Below are 20,371 nucleotides of genomic sequence, written 5' to 3'. Positions count from 1 at the left end.
CGTCATGCTGAACTTGTTTCAGCATCTCTCCTTTGTATACGCAATTCAATAAGAGACCCTGAAACGAGTTCAGGGTGACGATCGTCTATGTTTGAATTAACCCCTAAAACAACAAGTGTTTCACCGTTAAGCCGTTATTAATTAACTGCTTTAACGAATCTACGCCAATGTGCAAATGCGTTTCCACATATTTCTCGGTAACACTGCTATCACTTTCGGCAGTTTTAACGCCCTCTGGTATCATTGGCTGGTCAGAAACCAATAATAATGCCCCTGCAGGTATTTTATTGGCGAACGCGGTGGTAAAAATGGTCGCCGTTTCCATATCTACTGCCATTGCACGTAAAGTTTTCAAATACTTCTTAAATTCCTTATCGTGCTCCCAAACCCTGCGGTTGGTGGTGTAACAGGTCCCGGTCCAGTAATCGCGGCCATAATCGCGAATGGTGGTCGATATTGCTTTCTGCAAGGCGAAAGCCGGCAAGGCAGGCACTTCTGCAGGCAGGTAATCGTTGGATGTTCCTTCTCCCCTGATTGCCGCAATTGGCAGGATCAGATCGCCCAATTGGTTTTTCTTCTTTAAACCGCCGCATTTACCTAAAAACAATACCGCTTTCGGTTTAATGGCCGTTAACAAATCCATCATGGTTGCCGCCAGCGGACTACCCATACCGAAGTTAATGATAGTAATGCCGTTAGCGGTAACACTCTGCATCGGCTTATCTAAACCCATAATCGGTGCGTTATCGTTCCACTCCGAAAACATGGTTACGTATTTACTGAAATTGGTGAGCAGGATATAATCGCCAAACTGATCTAATGGTCTGCCAGTATAACGCGGCAACCAGTTTTTCACAATTTCATCTTTAGATTTTAATCCGGCTTTAACCGGAGTTTCTACTTCTTTTACTTTTTTTGCTTTCTCTACTGCAGCTTCGTCTTTCTTTACGTCTTTTTCTTCGTTCATAATCTTGTAGCTTTAAGCATAGCGCCAGGCGCATAGCGTTAACAAATGTGATATTAAAAAAAATCCCCCCGCTTTCGCGAGAGGATTTGATTCATTTTTAAGCAGCCTGCAACTTTTTAAAGTCGGCTTTTTCAAATTTTTCTATCGCGTAATCGAGATTGATATGCAATTCCTTGACATCGGTCTGGGTTGGCGTATCAAACATCGCATCAAGCATAATCGCTTCGCAAATTGATCTTAAACCACGTGCACCCAACTTATATTCCATTGCTTTATCCACAATAAAATCCAGAACTTCATCATCAAACACTAATTTAACATCTTCGTAAGCAAAAAGCTTAACATATTGTTTAATTAATGAATTTTTAGGCGCCGTTAAAATATTTCTTAACGAGGCTTTATCCAATGGATTTAAATGCGAAAGCACCGGAATACGGCCAATCAGCTCGGGAATTAATCCGAACGATTTCAAATCCTGTGGTGTAATATACTTATAAAGATTTTTAAGATCTAAAACGGTCTCATCTTTCTTTACTTTATAACCTACAGCCTGTGTTCTTAAACGGTTGGCAATTTTACGTTCAATACCATCAAATGCACCGCCGCAAATAAACAGGATGTTGTTGGTATTTACCGGGATCATTTTCTGATCAGGGTGCTTACGTCCGCCCTGAGGTGGAACGTTTACCACTGTACCTTCTAAAATCTTCAATAAAGCCTGTTGCACACCTTCGCCTGATACATCGCGTGTAATAGATGGATTATCGCTTTTACGGGCAACTTTATCTACCTCATCAATATATACAATACCACGCTCGGCAGCAGTTACATCATAATCTGCAGCTTGCAGCAAACGGGTTAAAATACTTTCTACATCCTCACCCACATAGCCTGCTTCGGTTAAAACCGTAGCATCGCAGATACAGAAAGGCACATGCAAAATTTTCGCGATGGTTTTAGCCAGTAAAGTTTTACCTGTACCAGTTTCGCCCACCAACATGATATTCGATTTCTCGATCTCAATCTCGTCTTTATCAACCTTTTGATTTAAACGTTTGTAGTGGTTATAAACCGCAACCGATAATACTTTTTTCGCATCATCCTGACCAATTACATACTGATCGAGGTGTTGTTTAATTTCAAGAGGCTTTAATAAATTAATCGCCTCCTGAATATTTTTCGTGCCTTTGGTTCCTAACTCCTGCGCAAGCAACTGATTGGCCTGGGTAACGCATTTATCGCAGATAAACGCATCCATACCTTCAATTAACATTAAAGTTTCATGCTTGCCAGAATGGCAGAATGAGCAGCGGGATTCTTTATTTTGTTTCGCCATTTTTATTTGCGTTTCTCGATAAAACTTCATCAACCATACCAAATCCTTTTGCCTCGTCGGCAGTCATCCAGTAATCGCGGTCTGAAGCTTTCTCTACCCAGTCATAAGACTGTCCAGAGTGCTCTGAAATGATATCGTATAATTCTTTTTTCAATTTCAACATTTCTCTTAAGTTGATTTCCATATCAGAGGCTACCCCTTGTGCGCCACCTGATGGCTGGTGAATCATTACTCTTGAGTGTGGTAAAGCAGCACGTTTACCTTTAGCACCTGCAACCAATAAAACAGCGCCCATTGAAGCTGCCATACCTGTACAAATTGTAGCCACATCCGGCTGAATATATTGCATGGTATCGTAAATACCTAAACCAGCATATACCGAACCGCCCGGCGAGTTAATATAGATCTGAATATCACGCTCTGCATCAGCCGATTGCAGGAACAACAATTGCGCCTGGATGATGTTTGCATTCTGATCATAAATCGCATCACCTAAAAAGATAATACGGTCCATCATTAACCTCGAAAATACGTCCATCTGAGCAACATTTAACTGACGCTCTTCAATGATATATGGCGTCATGTTCTGAGGGTTCAGATTAGCCTGTGCAATAAATTTATCTACGTGTAAACCGCCAATTCCCTGATGTTTAACGGCAAATTTCCTGAATTCTTGTGAGTCTATGTTCATGATTATAGAGTTTGGCGTTTTGCGATAAGCGTTTAGGCTATCCAAATACGCGGGTTACTTTAATAAATATTTCCTGAAGTTGGTTAATTTCCGTGCCAATTTATCTAATTCTTCCAGATAATCATTCAACTCTGTGTCAGAAATATATTTTCTCCGTTCTAAAACTACTAAAATATTTGCATTCTCGAACGTAGAACGATGTGCAATATTCAGATAATGAGCAAATTCCTTATTAGAAACAGCTCCAGAGCCTTCGGCAATATTATTAGATATGCTAAGAGCAGCCCCATTGAGCTGCTCTGCAAATCTGTATTTTTTATCAACTGACAATCGGTCAGCTATATCAAGTAATTTATCAGTTATCCCAATTGATAACTGCCAAACTTCCAGCGATTGAAATTTAAATTGAGCCATCACTAAATATAGAAATAGCACAATCGATTTCCAAGCGCCTTACGGCAAACGCTTCCCGCCTTACGCTTTGTCTAAAGCAATAAACTTATCGTAATCGATGTCTTTTTGCTCTAACGTAACGATGGTTTTAATTTGTTCGAAAGTTTTTAAAGCTTTAACCTCTTCGAAAACGCGGTTTGCATTTTCTTTTTCCTGTAAGAACTGAACAGCATATTGTGCCAGTTGATCTTCAGGAAGTGGACTTGGGCTGTACATTCTGAACTGCGCATCTAATTTAGCTTTAGCAGCCTGAACAACATCTTCGTATTTAATTTCGATGCTATTATCTTTAATGATTTTGTTTTCGATTAAAGTCCATTTCAGGTTTTTAGCGAAATCATCATAACCTTCTGCTAATTCTTCGTCGGTTAATTTTTCGTTTGTAGCTTTTAACCAGCGACGTAAAAACTCATCAGGCAATTCGAAAGTGTGTTTCTTTAAAAGATCCTCGTAAATATCGTTTGATAATTTACGCTCAGCATCTTGTTTGAACATGCTTTCTACTTCTTCGGTAATTTTAGCTCTGAAACCAGCTTCGTCAGTTACCGTTCCTTCGCCAAATAATTTATCGAAAAACTCCTGGTTTAAGTCTGATTCTTCTAAACGGTTTACGTTTTTAACCGCTAATTTGAAGTTAGATTTTAAATCAGCTGCATCTTCTTCAGAAATATTTAAAGCTTTAGCTACAACAGCTGCATCATCAAATGCTTTTACTAAATCAACAGTAACTTCATCTTCTTTCTTTAAACCTACTAACGATTTAAGGATTTTCTTGTCTTTAACTAAATCTAAGCGAAGGGTTGCAGTATTTGAAATACCACCTTCGAAAGCAGCACCATCAGCACCTAATTGTGTTAACTCAGCGTAAAGTACATCACCTTCAGCAGATACTTCAGGGTTAGTCATTTTACCATAGCTGCGACGGATATTTTTGATACGGCTTTCTAAAGTTTCTTTATCAGCTTTAACAACGTATTCGGTATATTTATCTTTAGATGAAACGTTTACATCAAAAGCAGGCGCTAAACCTAACTCATAATCAAATTCAAATTCATCTGTGTTATCCCATTTAAACTCACGCTCATCGTCCATTTGTGGCAATGGCTGACCTAAAATTTCTAATTTCTGCTCAGCAATGTAGTTTGATAGGGTATCGTTTAACAAATTGTTAACCTCTTCTACCAAAATGCTTTTACCGTACATTTTTTTGATGTGGGCAGCAGGAACCATCCCTTTACGGAAACCAGGTAATTGTGCTTTTTTAGCTTGATCTTTAATGGCTTTTTCTACTTTGCCAGAATAATCAGCTGGTGCGATTTTGATTTTTACAACAGCATTTAAGTTGCCGGTTTTTTCCTGTGTAATATTCATTTTTATGAGATATGAGTATTGAGATGTACAATTAGACCAGAGAATTGAGATATGAGATTTGAGAACAAACCATATATCACCGCAGCCGGCACAGCACATCAATTTTTATTAATCAATGTTTTAAAAAACAAAACCGTTCCGATGTTAAATCGAAACGGCCTTTATCTTGTGTGCGGAAGAAGGGACTCGAACCCCCACGCCGTGAAGCGCCAGATCCTAAGTCTGGTGCGGCTACCAATTACGCCACTTCCGCAGTTAGGATGTTGTAAGGACTGCAAAGATAGAAACAAGATTCAAAAATCAAAAGGCATCGATCATATTTTATGCATTATTCTCTTAAAAAAATGCTAACTCACTAATTTTTAAGGAGAAAATTTTCTACATCATGTTCTTTTTTCACTGGTTGGTGGTTCACCAACCAGCTTTAGTGCTTGTTCTTCTGTGTTTCGGCTGGTGCTGACACCAGCCGATAGAACGAACGTTCTGGATTAACTCTAGAGGTTGGTGTCCTCACCGACATCCTGTTCAACATCTGTTAAATCCACTTTTTTCTACTGGTTGGTGTCTACACCAACCAGCTTGACACCTGTTATTTCGCATCTGTTTCGGCAGGTGGAGACACCAGCCGATAGTCCGAGGCATAAAAAAACCGTTCTGGGTTATCAGAACGGTTTTAATATGGTGCGGAAGAAGGGACTCGAACCCCCACGCCGTGAAGCGCCAGATCCTAAGTCTGGTGCGGCTACCAATTACGCCACTTCCGCATCTCAGGATGTTTAATGCGTGCAAAGATAGAAATTAGATTGAATAATCAAACTTTAATATGCAGCCTGAAAGTATAAATAATGAGCAGTCTTCCTTTGCTACAGTATAGCTAAAAAATGAAAGTACTGTGTTGCTGCAAGATAGCCCTAAACTCCATAATTTTTCGGCAACAAGCCCGGCGAAAAAATATTTTATCTTTTTTAACAGCAACCCGATTTCAACCCAGACTTTTCAGGTTTTCCCGCTTAAACTTTTAGTTTAGAGTTTAATTAAGCTCACATCAATCAGCTCCGGGCCGCCATCAATCGGGTAGCCAGCCACTTTTTTTCCTTTCACCGTAACTTCCCTGTTCAGGTAATTATCAAAATTAATACTGGCACTTTTTAACGCATAGCTTTTATCTGCTGTTTTTAGCAAATGCGTACCATATTGAAAAGTAGTCATACCTAGTTTTTCTATTTTACCACTTACGGTTATAGCACCAGCACTTTTGCCATTATTCATTGTTGTACAACCAGAAAGTGCTGCAACAAACAGGGATAGAATTAATATCTTTTTCATGATAGTTTAAACGGATTAATTTATAATACGCTACAATTTAATAAAATTTTAACCGGCGGCTTAATACAATTGTTTCTGAAATTCGAAAAAGTACTGCACGGCCTTAACCAGCCTGCTGCCATACCAGCTAAACATTTCGCCATCTACCAACATCACTTTAGCATGGGGCACCGCAGCCTGTATTTCTTCAATATGTTTTTCGGCAAAAGGGTAAGGTTCTGATGAAAGCAGAATGAGTTCGCAGTTGGCAGTTTTCAGTTCTTCGAGCGTTAGCTCAGGGTAGCGTTCCCGGGTGATTACGTTTGTCATTCCGTTGGTTAGCAAAACATCATCAATAAAAGTATTCTTTCCTGCAGCCATATAGGGTTTACGCCAGATCAGGTAAGCTACTTTTTTATCGATACGGTGTTGCGAAGCCAGCATTTTGAGATCGTTAAAACCGGCTGAAATTAAATGGTTTAAATAAGCGGCTTCAGGTTCGCGATTTACCAACTCACCAATCTGGCCAATGGTTTTCATGGCATCATCGAGGGTAAAAATATCGCTCATCCAAACTGGAAAATAAGCAGCAAGTTCTTCAATATCGCTTTGCGTATTTTCTTCTTTATTGCCGATAATTAAATCGGGCTTCAAATCTTTAATCAGATCGATATTCAGTTTTTTAGTACCACCCACTTTGGTACGGGTAGCAAACTTTTCTATCGGATGGATGCAAAATTTGGTCAAACCGATAATTTCGATATCAAGCCCTAAATCAAACAACAACTCGGTTTGAGAAGGCACTACAGAAACAATCCGTTTTGGAGGGAAATTAATAGTAATCTCCTGCCCCATCTGATCGGTAAATGTTTTTTGCATGGAGCAAAGTTAATTTAACCACAGATAAAAAGAATAAACACAGATAGAAATTATTACCATTCCAAATCTGCACTTATTCTCAGCCAGTTGTTTATAATGATATGGTTCTACCTTAATACAGCCACATCTTCTTTTACCACACTATCGGCAATGTGCAATATCCGGTTTCGGTATTGTGCATTCTTTTCTGAATGGGTAACCTGGATAATTGTAGTTAATTTAACCACAGATAAAAAGGATAAACACAGATAGAAATTGTTACCACTCCAAATCTGTACTTATCCTCGGCAAGTTATTTAAATAAGAATATGGATCTAACTTAATACTGCCACATCTTCTTTTACCACACCATCGGCAATATGTAATATCCGGTTTCCGTATTGTGCGTTCTTTTCTGAATGGGTAACCTGGATAATGGTAATTCCCTCCTCTTCATTGAGTTTTTTAAACAAGCTCATAATTTCTTCGGCCTGCGCCGATTGGAGGTTTCCTGTCGGTTCATCGGCCAGAATGATAGAAGGTTGTGCCGCCAATGCACGGGCAATTCCTACGAGCTGCTGCTGTCCGCCTGATAACTGGTTAGGAAATAAATCTTTTTTAGCTACGATGTTAAAACGGTCGAGCAGGTCGGCGATCCTGCTGGCACGCTCGGCACTACCCACTTTCTTGTATAAAAGCGGGGCTTCAATGTTTTCGTAAACGGTCATTTCATCAATTAAATGGTAAGCCTGAAACACAAAACCGATGTGGTTGCGGTATAGCTCGATGCGTTTACGTTCGCTTAGGCTGGTTACATCTTCGCCCATAAAGTGATAAGTGCCATAAGTGGGTTCTTCGAGCATGCCTATAATATTAAGCAAGGTCGATTTCCCGGCACCAGAGGGGCCCATAATGGAAACGAACTCGCCCTGGTTAATGGTAGTGGTTACCAGGCGTAACACATAATTTTTAACGCCCTTATTGGCGTAATACTTTTCGATATTGGTAAGTTGTATCATATTTTTATGGTTAAGCGGGAAGCGGTTAGCGAAAAATCTACGCTGAACGCCAAAAGCTATCCGCAGGTCTATTCATATTTAAGTGCAACTACTGGCTCTGCAATGGCAGTTTTGCGGGCCTGGATGCTAACGGTTAACACCGCAATAACAATTGAAATTGTACTGGAGAGCAAAAATGGATAAAGCGGTAGCTCTATCCGGTAAGCAAAGCCTTCCAACCATTTTTTCACTAAAATATAAGCTATTGGCCAACTGATTAAATTGGCTGTTACGACTAAAATTAAAAAGGATTTATTTAAAAGATTTACAATTTGGAAGTTTGATGCACCCAAAACTTTTCTAACCGCAATTTCTTTGGTCCGACGTTTTGCCACGAAGGTAGATAAAGCAAATAAGCCCAGTAGCGATAAAGAAACCGATACCACGCTGAAGAGCACAATCATATTCATAAAACGCTTGTTTTCTTCAAGAATTTCGGAAAAGGCATCATCCATAGATTGGTATTGAAACGGAAAATCTGGATAAAGTTTTTTCCATTCGCCTTCTATTTTATTAATTACTCCTTTATAGTTTTTAGTATCAAACCTCACCAGCAGGTTATTGGTATTGGAAGTACCCCCCAAATTGCTTACTTTATAAACGGTAGGCAATACGGCTTTATCAAAGCCTTCGTTATGGTAATTTTTAATCACACCAACCACCTGAAAGGTAATGGTTTTACCCTGGTAATCGACCTTTCCATAAGTTTGGCCTACCATATTTTTGCCCAGCAAACCTGCAGCAGCTTCGTTAAGTACAACCGAGTTAATAGTGTCTTGTACATACTCTTTAGCGAAGAGCCTGCCGGATACTAATTTTACACCCAGCGTTTGCAAGGCATCCATGGTTACAGTAACACCATTTAGGTTAACTTCGCGGCCTTTGTAAATAATTTTACTTTTGTTGTTAAAGGCATTCCCCATTACCTGCGTGGTAGTAGAAACATACTGTACGCCCGGGATACGCCTGATTTTATCTGCGAAATTTTGGTCGTAGCCTGTCCTCAGATTGATTAACTTGTCCCGGTCAAAACCCAAATCTTTCCCTGAAATATATTTGGTTTGCAGGTGCATTACCCCAATGGCGATAATGAAGGTAACCGAAATGATAAACTGAAAAACAACCAGCACATTGCGTAGGGTAATCCCTTTTAAACTATTACCGTAATTGCCTTTAAGTACCGAAACCGGGTTACAGTTGGATAATATCCAGGCGGGATAGCAGCCTGCTAATAAGGTAACCACGATAAAAACAGCAATAAGCTGCAAAACAATACTAAACAGGTATTCATTGTGCCAAAAGCTCAGGGTTATGTTAAATTGATGGTTAAATGCAGGCAACAGAATTTCAATCAAAATGACACTTAAAAACAAAGCACTTATACTTTGTAAGGTCGATTCGATTAAAAACTGTAAAATAAGCTGTTTCTTATATGCGCCTAAAACCTTTTTTACCCCAACTTCTTTAGCCCTTTGAACAGACTGTGCCGTGGCCAGATTAATAAAGTTGATGATAGACACCACCAATAAGAAGATTGAAATACCTATAACCGGTTTTAACTTATCCAGCCAGTTAAGGCTAAAGGGTGGGTTTGGATGAACATCTTTTAAGCTGATGGCTTTCAAACCCGGACTTTTCCCATCCTTATAAACATCTTTAAAACTAAGTTTTTCTGCTGCGAAAGACTTTTTCTTAAAATCTACATATACTTTTTGCAGGCTTTTATTAGCGGATAAAGTATCTATATCACCCTCCGATTTTGCATATATCTGCGTGTAATGTGAACTGCCAATCTGATCGGGATCATGATCCTGGTCGCCGGTGTGACTGACAGCATTAAATTGAATACTTTCGGGAGTATTAACATCAGCAATAACGCCTGTAATTTTAAGTGAATTACCGGTATCATCGCGCCATCTTACCAATTTAAATTCTTTCCCCAATACATGATCAGTGCCATAAAGTTTATTGGCCAGGCTTTGCTTTATTACCACTGTATTGGGTTCTTTTAATGCATTTGCAGCAGTGCCTTGAATAAATTGATATGGAAAAACATTAAAAAAGGCAGAATCGGCATCTTTAATACCTTTAACCATAACCGGATCGGCGTGATCTATCTTTACTGAAAAACCATTTCCCCATTCCTGATCTATTTTAGTAACCGCCGTAAATTGCGGTACACTTTCTTTAATTATTCCGGCTATTCTCGAATTGCTGATTTCTTGCCAGTGTTCTTTGTTATCAGGGGTAAAAAAATCATGCTTTTCTCTAATCTGATAAACATTTTTCAAATCCGGAGACCAGTTATCGTAGCTTTTTTCGTAATTGATATACAAAAGCATCAATACAAAAGCAGTTAGCCCTAAAGCTAGTCCACCAATATTAATGGCGGCATATACCTTGTTTTTCCAAAGGTTTCGCCAGGCGATTTTGAGGTTTAATTTGAACATCTTAGGGTTAACTGTATAAATTGTTAAACTGGTTAATTGTTAAATTGCCAACTGAAAACTGCTAATTGGTTTATTCATATTTAAGTGCATCAATGGTATTGGCAGCAGCAGCCCTATACGAGCGGAAGCTTACGGTAATTAAAGTAATAGTCATGGAAATAAGCATAGCCAGCATAAAGGGCCAGATGCTCAGATCGATCCGGTAAGCAAAACCATTTAACCATTTAGATACAAAGAGATAGGCTAATGGCCAGGCCACCAGATTGGCGATAAAAACCATTACAATGAATGAGCCGTTAAGCATTTTCACCAGTTCGATGGTTGATGCACCCAACACTTTCCGGATGGCTACTTCTTTGGTTCTTTGTGTGGCAACAAAAGAGATTAACCCAAATAAGCCAATAAAGGAAATAAAAATAATTACGCCGGCAAAAACCTTGAAAAGTGTACCCATTACCTGCTCTCCCTGATAATAATTTTTAATCTGCTCATTCAAAAACAACTCGCTGTAAACCGATTCGGGAAAAGTTCTTTGCCAGATTTTCTGCACGTTTTTCATTGTAGTTAACATCTGCGCCGAATTTAATTTTATGGCAGCATTAAAATATCTTGCTCTTGACGAACCAACTAAAATAGGATCAATACTCTCGTGCAAGCTTCTGTTTTTAAAATCCTGGATTACACCTACAATCGGAGCCTTCATTCCGCCCATGGATAGTATTTTGCCAATCGCTTCCTGCGGGTTGTTAACATTTAACTTCTTCAGCAAGGTTTCATTAACCAGGTATTCGTTAATCGTATCCGACTTAACAATATTTCTGCCGGCTACCAGTTTTAAATCGAATGTTTTCAGGTAGTCTTCGTCTGCATTTTTTGTATTTACCTGAAAATCGGCATCTTTTGAACTATTGTATGAGAAACTACTGCCATTATTGTTTTGTGATGAAGGTGGAGTTCTGCACAAACTTACTTCCTCAACACCAGGAACTTGTTTCAACTGGCTTTTAAAAGTATCAAAACGCTGCATGGTCAGGCTATCGTTCGGCAAATCGACCATTGCAATTGCCGTTGGATTAAAGCCCAGTGGCTGCTCGCGAACGTATTTCATTTGCTGAAGAATAACCAGAGTGCCAATAATTAGTGTTACCGTGATGGCAAATTGAAACACCACCAAAACTTTTCGTAAACCTAAGCCACCGGTATTTGCAGAAACCTTATTTTTTATGGCTAAAACCGGGTTAAATCCTGATATGACAATGGCCGGGTAAAAACCCGCAAGCAAACTGACAAAAACAGCCAGGAATAGCAAAAAAGCTAAAATAATAGGGTGCTCAAAAATACTAAAGGATATTTTGGAGCCAAACAAATTTTGCATTCCGGGCAAAGCAATTTCGGTTAAAACACTGCCAAGTAATAGCGAAACAAGCACAATAGTTAGGGTTTCGGTTAAAAACTGTGCAACCAGCTGCCCTCTCTGACTACCCATTACTTTACGAATACCTACTTCTTTTGAACGACTTACCGCCTGCGCAGTAGCTAAATTGATAAAGTTGATGGAAGCGGTAATGATTAAAAAAAAGCCAATAACCGCCAGGCCATAAATTTGTTTTTTGGGCATAATCCGGCCCGAAAAATTGCCGAACTTACTATTGTAGTGAATATCGTTTAAAGGCTGAAATAAATGCCCCTCTTTCCCGGGAGCCTTTTCGGTGTAATATTTCTTTAAGAAGGCTTGTAAAGGTGTATTTAAGGCTTCGATGTTAACGTTGGGTTTTAATTTGATGTAACTCTCGGAGCTTGAGCCTACCGATCCCCACCGATCCAGATTTTTGCTTTTGAAAGATTTGTAAGAGAGCATAATCTTTAAGGGCACCGAATTGTTTTCTGCCACATCATCTATTACGCCGATAACGATATAGCTGGCCATGTCATAATTTACAGATTTGCCAAGTGCATTTTTCCAGCTTCCAAAAAATTTGTCGGCCATTTCTTTTGAAAGTACAATGTTGCCTGGATCTTTAAGCGCAGCATAATCTCCTGAGAGCCATTTGTAATCAAATATTCCGAAGAAATCAGGTTCGATATAAAAAGCATCTTCCTGAGTTTTTAGCCTTTCTTTTCCGGCGGCATCGTTTATCTGGATTACTCCTGTGCTTTGTTCAATGGCCGCAATTTTTTCTATATATGGAGAAAAATCATTTCGCATTGCCGGAGTTAAAGGCAAAGGAACGCCCTGCGAAAAAAACTGGTTTCCATCACTGTAATCCCACGATGAAACCACACGGTAAATCCGGTCGCTATCTTTAAAATCTTTATCAAAACTCATTTGGTAACGAATGAAAATAAAGATCAGAATACAGCTGGCCATACCAATTGACAGGCCAAGAATATTGATAAGCGTATAACCTTTGTTTTTCCAGAGGTTGCGCCAGGCTATTTTGAGGTTAAGTTTGAACATCTTTAGGGTTAACTGTATAAATTGTTAAACTGGTTAATTGTTAAATTGTCAACTGAAAACTGCCAATTAGTTTATTCGTATTTAAGTGCATCAACGGCATTGGCTTTAGCTACTTTAAAAGTTTGCATACTTACCGTAATTAAAGCAATGAGTACCGAGGTAAAAAGCGCCAGTAAAAAAGGCCATGGGTTTATCGAAATTTTATAATCATATTTTTCGAGCCATTTAGCCACCAGGATATAAGCTGCCGGAATGGCAATCAGGTTGGCAATAACCACCAGTTTCATAAAATCTTTGTTCAGCAAGATTAAAATATCAGAAAGGTTGGCTCCCAGAACTTTACGGATGCTGATTTCTTTACTACGCTGTTCGGCAGTATACAAGGCCAGACCAAGTAAACCCAGACACGAAATGAAAATAGCAAAGCCCCCAAACAGGTTGGAAAGTACACTCAGCAATTTTTCGCTACGCAATTTTTCGGCCATACCCTGACTCACCATCTTAACTTCGATTGGATAAGCCGGATTTAAGCGGCTGCTAACCGATTTGATAGCCTCAACAGAGGTGCTTAATGATTGCGCCGGGTTTAATTTGAGCAATAAAACCTGACTGGTTTTGATGTTGTAATAATAAACTGTGGGTTGTATTTTCGAAGCGAGCGACTCGTTTGAATAATCCTGTACAACGCCCACTACTTTAAGCGGAGGATTATCGCCCCAATGAATTACGGTACCCACCGGATTTTTTAATCCCATTGTATTGACAGCCGTTTGGTTGAGCAAAAGCGAGGTAGCCGTATCAGCAGAAAATTTAGGATCAAAATCCCTTCCTGCTACAATTTTAACACCTGTGGTTTTAGCAAAATCGAAACCAGTGCTTCTGTAATTAATGATCGAAACATCGTTTTTAGGTTTTCCAGGCCACGAAATATCGCCGGTAATAGAGCCTCCACGGGTAAAAGAACCCGCATATTCTGTAGCTGCCGTAATGGCTCCAACCCTTTGCAGCTCGCTTTTAAACAGGCTGAGTTTTTCTGGCTTGGTCCACTCGCCTTCTAAATCTATCTGCGCAAGCGCCGTTTGATCAAAACCCAATGGTTTATTTTTAAGGTGCTGAATCTGGCTGTAAATTACAATGGCCGAAATAATCATGCAGATAGAAAGACTAAATTGCACCACCACCAATGTTTTGCGGATTGAAAGCGAGCCTGAAGAACCCTTAAAACCTTTAAGCACCTTTACAGGAATAAAAGAAGAAAGATAGAAAGCGGGGTAACTTCCTGCAAGCAATCCGGTAAAGAGCACAATGGCCAGCAACAGTCCACAAAACTGATAAGAGCCATAATCAATACTTATAGAAATATCGAGCAGGTTGTTGAAATAAGGCAACGAAACCTCGAGTATAATAAAAGCAACAGCCATTGCCAGAACCGAGAGCAACAGTGATTCGATCATAAACTGCCCCATGATGGTGTTGCGCGTAGAGCCCAAAGCTTTACGTACCCCCACCTCCCTGGCTCTTTTTTCTGATTTAGCGGTAGAAAGGTTCATGTAATTGATGCAGGCAATCAACAATACGCAAATGGCCAGAAAGACAAATAAGCGTAACTGGTCTATTTTACCTCCTGCAGATTTTCCGTTATTGAAATTATCGTACAGGTGATATTTGGCTAAAGGAAAAAGAAAAATCTGGTAAGTCATTTCCTTTAAGTTGGGCTCTTTGTTTACCACGAAGTTTTTAATGGCTGTATTGGTCGCTTCTAAGTTGGCGTTCTCTTTCAGCTGGAACAAGGTTAAACAGGTAATAGCGCCCCACCCATATTCTTTCTCGGCCGGGTTCTCCTGTTCTAAAAATGCCCAGGGCTGTAAAACATCGAAACGGATCGTCTGATTTTTAGGCAAATCTTCAATCACTGCTGTTACTTTCAAACTTTTTTTGTTGTCGTAGGTAATGCTTTGGCCCATTGGGTTTTGATCTCCAAATAATTTTTTAGCGGTAGAAGCGCTAATCAGCACATTATTGGGTTCGGCCAATGCTGTTTCAGGATTGCCATAAATGAATTTGTGATCGAGGATTTTCAGAAAATCGGGATCTACACTTAAAGCTTCCAGTTTAAAATGGTTCTGATCGTGGCTATACAACTTAGGACCACCCGGCATAGACATGCGTGCAGCACTTTTAATACCTGGCAGTTCTGTTGTGGCTGCATTGGCCAGTTTGTTGGGCACCGCCATAGTAGTAGCCAGTTTGCCGTTAAATTTCAGGTTTAAGGCTGCAAAATAAACTTTATCGCCATTTTTATAGTGTTTATCGAAACTCCACTCGTAATTTACATATAACAACAGCATTAAACAGCAAGCCATACCAATGGCCAGCCCGCCAACATTAATTAGCGTAAAGCCTTTGTGTTTCCACAGGTTTCGTAATGCGATTTTTAGGTTTAATTTGAACATTTTTCAGTATTTAGTATCGGGTATCAAGTATCGAGTATTAAGACTTCGCTTGCTTTGGTCTTTGGTCTTTCGGCTTTTTGCTTTATTCGTATTTCAAAGCATCAACAGGGTTTGCCTTCGCAGTTTTGTAAGCCTGAAAGCTCACCGTAATTAAGGCCATTAATAAGGTGCCCACAGCCGCTACAGGCATAATCCACCAGCTGATATGGGTATGGAATTCAAATTTGATGAGCCATTTGCCCATAGCGTAATAGCTTACCGGAATGGCAATTACAACGGCCACAGCAATCATTTTAAGGAAAGACAGCGATAAGAGCTGCATTAAATTGGCTACTGATGCGCCTAAAACCTTCCGTACACCAAATTCTTTGGTGCGTTGTTCGGCACTGTAGGCTACAAGTCCAAACAGGCCTAAGCAGGAAACAAAAATGGCTAAGCCTCCAAAAAGATTCGATAAAATGCCTAGTGTTTTTTCGGCATTATATTTCTCCAGATACAGGTTGTTCAGGAATTTAACTTCGACCGGAAAAGCAGGATTTATGCCTTTGGTAATCTTGATGATGGTTTCGATATTGCTTTGCAAACTGTTGGTTTCATTTAAGCGCATGGTGATGTAACCGGTTCTCCGCGGATCGAAGAAAACCACCATCGGATTGTTTGATTTGTAAGGCGAATCCCATACGTAATCGTCAAAAACGCCAATAATGTGGTATTTATCGCCAAAAGCACTCATGGTTTTTCCTACTGCGTTTTTATAACCAAACACTTTTACTGCCGAAGCACTCACCAGTACACCAACCGAATCGGAAGCGAAATTTTTCGAAAAATCACGGCCATCTGTCAGCTTGATTCCGTTGGTTTTGATAAAATCGTAGGTAGTGGCTACCTGATTGAAAAGTACCGTATTGGTTGGTTTGGTCATTCCCTCCCAGGCTACATCCATAAAGTTTGAGCCATGATGCGATAAACTTACCGACGACTGAAAAATGGCAGAAACTGCGCCTGATTGAAGCAATTCGTTTTTAAATAGCTCGTATTTGCCTTTCAGTTGACCATCTTGTGGAATTTCGACCAATGCATTGATATCGAAACCAACAGGCCGGTTTTTAATGTATTGAATCTGACGATAGATGACCAGGGTAGCCACGATGAGGATAATGGCAAAACAAAACTGGCCCACCACCAATACCTGCCTTAAACTAACCGACCACTGGCCTTTTGATCCGATTTTTCTTTTTAGGGTTTGAACCGGATTAAAAGAAGAAAGATAAAAGGCTGGATAACTGCCTGCAATTAAACCTGTAGCCAAAACAATAGCTAAAATCCCTGTCCAGCTTGCCGCATTGAAATATGAAATGCCGAGGTTAATGTTAAGCAGGTGGTTAAAAGCGGGTAATGAAAGCTCAAGCAAAGCAATAGCAATAATCACTGCAATAAAAGTTAATACCATCGATTCAGTTAAAAACTGGATGATTAATGAAGTACGGTTCGCTCCGATTGTTTTCTTAATACCCACTTCTTTGGCCCTTTTCTCTGATTTGGCAGTGGCCATATTCATGAAATTGATGCAGGCAATTAAGAGGATCCCAAAGGCCAGCCCCACAAAGAGGTAAATCTGTTCTATAGCTCCACCAATACTTTTTCCATCTTCAAACTTTCCGTAGAGGTGTAATTTACTGAGTGGGAATAAGGCCTGGGTTTGAAAATCATCGCGGGTATTGTTTTTTATTACCCCCATGATTTTTTTATTTACAGCAGCTAAATCGGCATTTTCTTTTAACCTAACCAATGTAACGTAACTATAATTGCTCCAATTGATGGATTTGGCACTTTCATCAATAGATTCGTAAAACGACCAAGGCATCAGGTAATCGAACCTGTTAGAACTATTTTCGGCCTGATCGCGGATTACCGCAGTGATATTCAGGTCGTACTTATCTTTAAAACGTACTACCTTATTCAAAACATCGGTGCTGCCGAACAACAGTTTGGCAGTAGATTCGGTCAACAGAATTGAATTGGGATTATTCAGCGCTGTTTTTGCATTGCCCTGAATAAATTCGTAATCGTACATTTTAAAGATATCGGTCTCCGCAAATTTCGATTTACGTTTAAAAGCATTGGTACCGTTGGCAATCAGATTTTCTTTGCCATAATCCATCCTTGCGGTATACATTACTTCCGGCAAGGCGGCCTTTATTGCCGGTCCAAATGCAGTAACTGAACCTTCAAAGGTACCGCTTATCTTACGGTTATCGCCTTCAATGTTGGTCATGGTGGTATAAACATTAGCCGCTTCTTTCGCCTGCTTATCAAAGTTCCATTCGTAGGTTACGTAAAGCAACAACATTAAACAGGCAGCAAGCCCAATAGCCAGGCCAATTACATTGATGAAAGAAGAAGTTTTGTTCTTCCATAGGTTCCGTAATGCGATTTTTAAGTTTAATTTGAACATCTCTCCGTTTTTTTAGTATCAAGTAGCAAGTAGTAAGTATCAAGACTTTGCTTGCTTTAGTTTTTGGTCTTTTAGCTCTCAGCTTTATTCGTATTTCAAAGCATCAACCGGATTGGCATTTACTGCTTTTTTAGCCTGAATGCTTACGGTTACAATGGTTAATAAAAGGGTAATCAGTGTTGTGGTGACAAATGGCAGCACCGGGAAATCGATCCGGTAAGCAAAGGTTTTGAGCCACATATTGGTAACAATGTATGCAACCGGCCAGGATATGATATTGGCGATTACCACGAGGGTAAAAAACGAACTGTTAATTAATTTCAACAACTGCACATCGGTTGCGCCCAGTATTTTGCGTACAGCAATTTCTTTTAAGCGGCCGTTGGTGATGTATTTGGCAAAAGCATATAAGCCCAGTAAAGCGATAAAAATGGTTAATACCGCAGCAGCGAAAAATACCGATTGCAATTGCTCCTGTTTTTTAAAAAGCCTGCCATAAAGTTCATCTAAAAAAGCATAGCGGAAATTTTCGCCATCGAGTTTGTTAATTTCAGGCCATTGTGCTTTTAAGGCAGCTAAGGCATCGGCCATTTTATTTTCTTCGATTTTGAGCATGATTTCCATTTTCGGATTGCCGCAGGGATCTTTGATGGCGTAAATGGTGGGTTGGGTTGCATTTTCAAAACCTCTGTCTTTAAAATCTTTAATTACACCAACAATTTTATAATTGGTATTGCAGCCGGTAATGGTTTGACCAATCGGATTGCGTAACCCATATTTTGCGGCCGCACTTTCGTTAATCACAGCCGAATTGGCTGTATCGGTTTTAAAAGCTTTAGAAAAAAAGCGCCCTGCTTTTAATTTGATATCGAGGGTTTCAAAGTAATCGAAATCTACATCGAGGTAATTGATGCTTGCCTGAATGCCATTTGAAGTATAAGTATTGGTTCCGTTGGCATCGCCATTCGGGATTCCGGTTGCTACGGTTGCCGATTTGATGCCCGGAATTTTCAGAATTTTTTCTCTGACAGGTTCAAATTTGTCGGGATTGTTGAAATAAGCAATGTTTTTAATGTAAACTACCTGTTCGGCTTTAAAGCCCAAATCCTGACTGCGCATATATTTTAACTGCGCATTGATGATAAACAAGCCAATGATAAAAATGACGGCAATGCTAAATTGAAAAACCAGCAAACCATTGCGCAACCAATAACTCTGTTTACTGGTAGCAAAATTCCCTTTTAATACCAGAGCAGGTTTAAAACCGGATAGCACCATTGCCGGGTAAATACCTGCAATGAATGTGATTAAAAATAAAATTAAAGGCAATTGCCAAACCAAACCGTTATCGACCTGCCAGATAGACAGTTTAAGCAGGAACAGATTATTGAAGCCCGGTAAAACAAGTTCGGCCAGGATAAGTGCCAACACAGTGGCAGCAAAGCACTGCATTAAAATTTCGGTCAGGAACTGTATAGCCAGCTGGAAACGGAAAGCGCCCATCACTTTCTTAACCCCCACCTCTTTGGCCCTTTTGGTGGCCTGTGCAATACTCAGGTTGGTAAAATTAACACAGGCAATAATCAGGATTAAAACTCCCAGAACAGAAAGTGCAAGCAATATTTTATATGGTGCATCGTTACCTGCTTTTGGTTTTAAATGCTGATTTGCTAATGGATCTAAAAAAGTAGAGATACCTTTTATTTTATCAATCGTTTCCCGGTCAGTTTCGCCTTTCAGCAACTCGGCACGGTATAACCTGGTTATTTTCTCTTCCAGATTGGCTACATCTGTGCCTGGTTTAAGTTGCAAATAGGTTGTGTAATTGTTGTGTCCATAGTTCTCGCCCTGCCCCAATTCATTCCCAATCGAAACGCCATCAAAGGTTACATTTGAATGTGGGTTATTGATAATGGAACCATTAATCTTACTCGTTATGCCCATTGCACTACTCCCCACAGTTACCATTTCGGGTTTGTTATCGGTCTTATCCGGGAATAGCGTTTTCATGCTTTCTTTACTCAGATACGAAAGCCTCTCTACATCACCTGCAGGTTTTTCAAGTCCGCCGGTAGCTTTTAAGTCGAGTATTTCGGCTGCCTGATAATCTGCCTGCAGGAAATTATTGGTAAAAACAGTGTTATTCCCATTTTTCAATACCAGTTCAAAAAAACTCCCTTTGGTAATACCCATTTTTTCTACTTCCGGAAAGTGTTGCTTTATAGCTTTTCCAAGAGGCGGCGGGGTATAATTGGTTTTAAAATCGGGATATATGCGCCCAACTACATAGATGTTTTTATAGTTCGGGTTAGCCTTATCAAAACTGGTTTCGTAAGTAAAATACAACATAACCAGAATAAACGCAGCCAAAGCAATGGCCAAACCACCAACATTGATGGCCGTGATTCCCTTGTTTCTCCAAAGGTTGCGCAACGCGATTTTTAAGTTTAATTTGAACATTTCTCAGTGTTTTTGGTATCAAATATCAGGTATTGAGTATCAAGACTTTCGCTAAT

13 protein-coding genes and 2 tRNA genes are annotated in these 20,371 nt (G+C 39.7%); all 15 read right to left on the bottom strand.

Annotated elements, in window-relative coordinates; all coding sequences use genetic code 11:
• Positions 1 to 103 precede the first annotated feature (103 nt).
• Positions 104 to 967: an AMP nucleosidase gene (locus tag OC25_RS13805; RefSeq protein ID WP_039476963.1), complete on the bottom strand. Its 864-nt coding sequence runs from the start codon at positions 965 to 967 to the stop codon at positions 104 to 106.
• A 97-nt stretch (positions 968 to 1,064) separates the two neighbouring features.
• Positions 1,065 to 2,303, bottom strand: a complete 1,239-nt coding sequence (gene clpX, locus OC25_RS13800) for an ATP-dependent Clp protease ATP-binding subunit ClpX (RefSeq protein WP_039476960.1) — start codon at positions 2,301 to 2,303, stop codon at positions 1,065 to 1,067.
• On the bottom strand, positions 2,287 to 2,994 hold the full coding sequence (gene clpP / locus OC25_RS13795) for an ATP-dependent Clp endopeptidase proteolytic subunit ClpP (protein ID WP_039476959.1): 708 nt from the start codon (positions 2,992 to 2,994) through the stop codon (positions 2,287 to 2,289). Before clpP ends, clpX begins: the two co-directional genes overlap by 17 nt.
• A gap of 54 nt (positions 2,995 to 3,048) precedes the next feature.
• The gene (locus tag OC25_RS13790; RefSeq protein WP_039476957.1) at positions 3,049 to 3,408 is read right to left on the bottom strand and encodes a four helix bundle protein; all 360 of its coding nucleotides are present in this window, start codon (positions 3,406 to 3,408) and stop codon (positions 3,049 to 3,051) included.
• Between the two features lie 60 nt (positions 3,409 to 3,468).
• Complete coding sequence (gene tig / locus OC25_RS13785) at positions 3,469 to 4,818, bottom strand: trigger factor (protein ID WP_039476954.1); 1,350 nt, start codon at positions 4,816 to 4,818, stop codon at positions 3,469 to 3,471.
• A 171-nt stretch (positions 4,819 to 4,989) separates the two neighbouring features.
• Positions 4,990 to 5,071 (bottom strand) — tRNA-Leu (locus OC25_RS13780).
• Between the two features lie 426 nt (positions 5,072 to 5,497).
• Positions 5,498 to 5,582: transfer RNA gene (locus OC25_RS13775), tRNA-Leu, on the bottom strand.
• A gap of 259 nt (positions 5,583 to 5,841) precedes the next feature.
• Complete coding sequence (locus tag OC25_RS13770) at positions 5,842 to 6,144, bottom strand: hypothetical protein (protein WP_156131473.1); 303 nt, start codon at positions 6,142 to 6,144, stop codon at positions 5,842 to 5,844.
• Between the two features lie 60 nt (positions 6,145 to 6,204).
• Positions 6,205 to 7,002, bottom strand: coding sequence for an ABC transporter substrate-binding protein (locus OC25_RS13765; protein ID WP_039476948.1), 798 nt, complete (start codon positions 7,000 to 7,002; stop codon positions 6,205 to 6,207).
• A 314-nt stretch (positions 7,003 to 7,316) separates the two neighbouring features.
• Positions 7,317 to 8,000 carry an ABC transporter ATP-binding protein gene (locus tag OC25_RS13760; RefSeq protein WP_039476946.1) on the bottom strand — a complete coding sequence of 228 codons (684 nt, stop codon included), beginning with the start codon at positions 7,998 to 8,000 and terminating at the stop codon, positions 7,317 to 7,319.
• Positions 8,001 to 8,068: 68 nt separating this feature from the next.
• Positions 8,069 to 10,489 carry an ABC transporter permease gene (locus OC25_RS13755; RefSeq protein WP_039476943.1) on the bottom strand — a complete coding sequence of 807 codons (2,421 nt, stop codon included), beginning with the start codon at positions 10,487 to 10,489 and terminating at the stop codon, positions 8,069 to 8,071.
• A gap of 70 nt (positions 10,490 to 10,559) precedes the next feature.
• Positions 10,560 to 12,947 carry an ABC transporter permease gene (locus tag OC25_RS13750; protein WP_039476941.1) on the bottom strand — a complete coding sequence of 796 codons (2,388 nt, stop codon included), beginning with the start codon at positions 12,945 to 12,947 and terminating at the stop codon, positions 10,560 to 10,562.
• Positions 12,948 to 13,018: 71 nt separating this feature from the next.
• Positions 13,019 to 15,400 carry an ABC transporter permease gene (locus tag OC25_RS13745; RefSeq protein ID WP_039476940.1) on the bottom strand — a complete coding sequence of 794 codons (2,382 nt, stop codon included), beginning with the start codon at positions 15,398 to 15,400 and terminating at the stop codon, positions 13,019 to 13,021.
• Between the two features lie 82 nt (positions 15,401 to 15,482).
• Positions 15,483 to 17,855 (bottom strand): ABC transporter permease, encoded by a 2,373-nt coding sequence (locus OC25_RS13740; protein WP_039476939.1) that lies wholly within the window; start codon positions 17,853 to 17,855, stop codon positions 15,483 to 15,485.
• A gap of 84 nt (positions 17,856 to 17,939) precedes the next feature.
• Positions 17,940 to 20,315 carry an ABC transporter permease gene (locus OC25_RS13735; RefSeq protein WP_039476938.1) on the bottom strand — a complete coding sequence of 792 codons (2,376 nt, stop codon included), beginning with the start codon at positions 20,313 to 20,315 and terminating at the stop codon, positions 17,940 to 17,942.
• Positions 20,316 to 20,371: the final 56 nt, after the last annotated feature.

The sequence above is a fragment of the Pedobacter kyungheensis genome (genome assembly GCF_000812965.1).
Taxonomy (GTDB): domain Bacteria; phylum Bacteroidota; class Bacteroidia; order Sphingobacteriales; family Sphingobacteriaceae; genus Pedobacter; species Pedobacter kyungheensis.
Note: the sequence above shows the minus strand (reverse complement) of the source record. Positions and strands in the feature narration are given on the sequence as shown.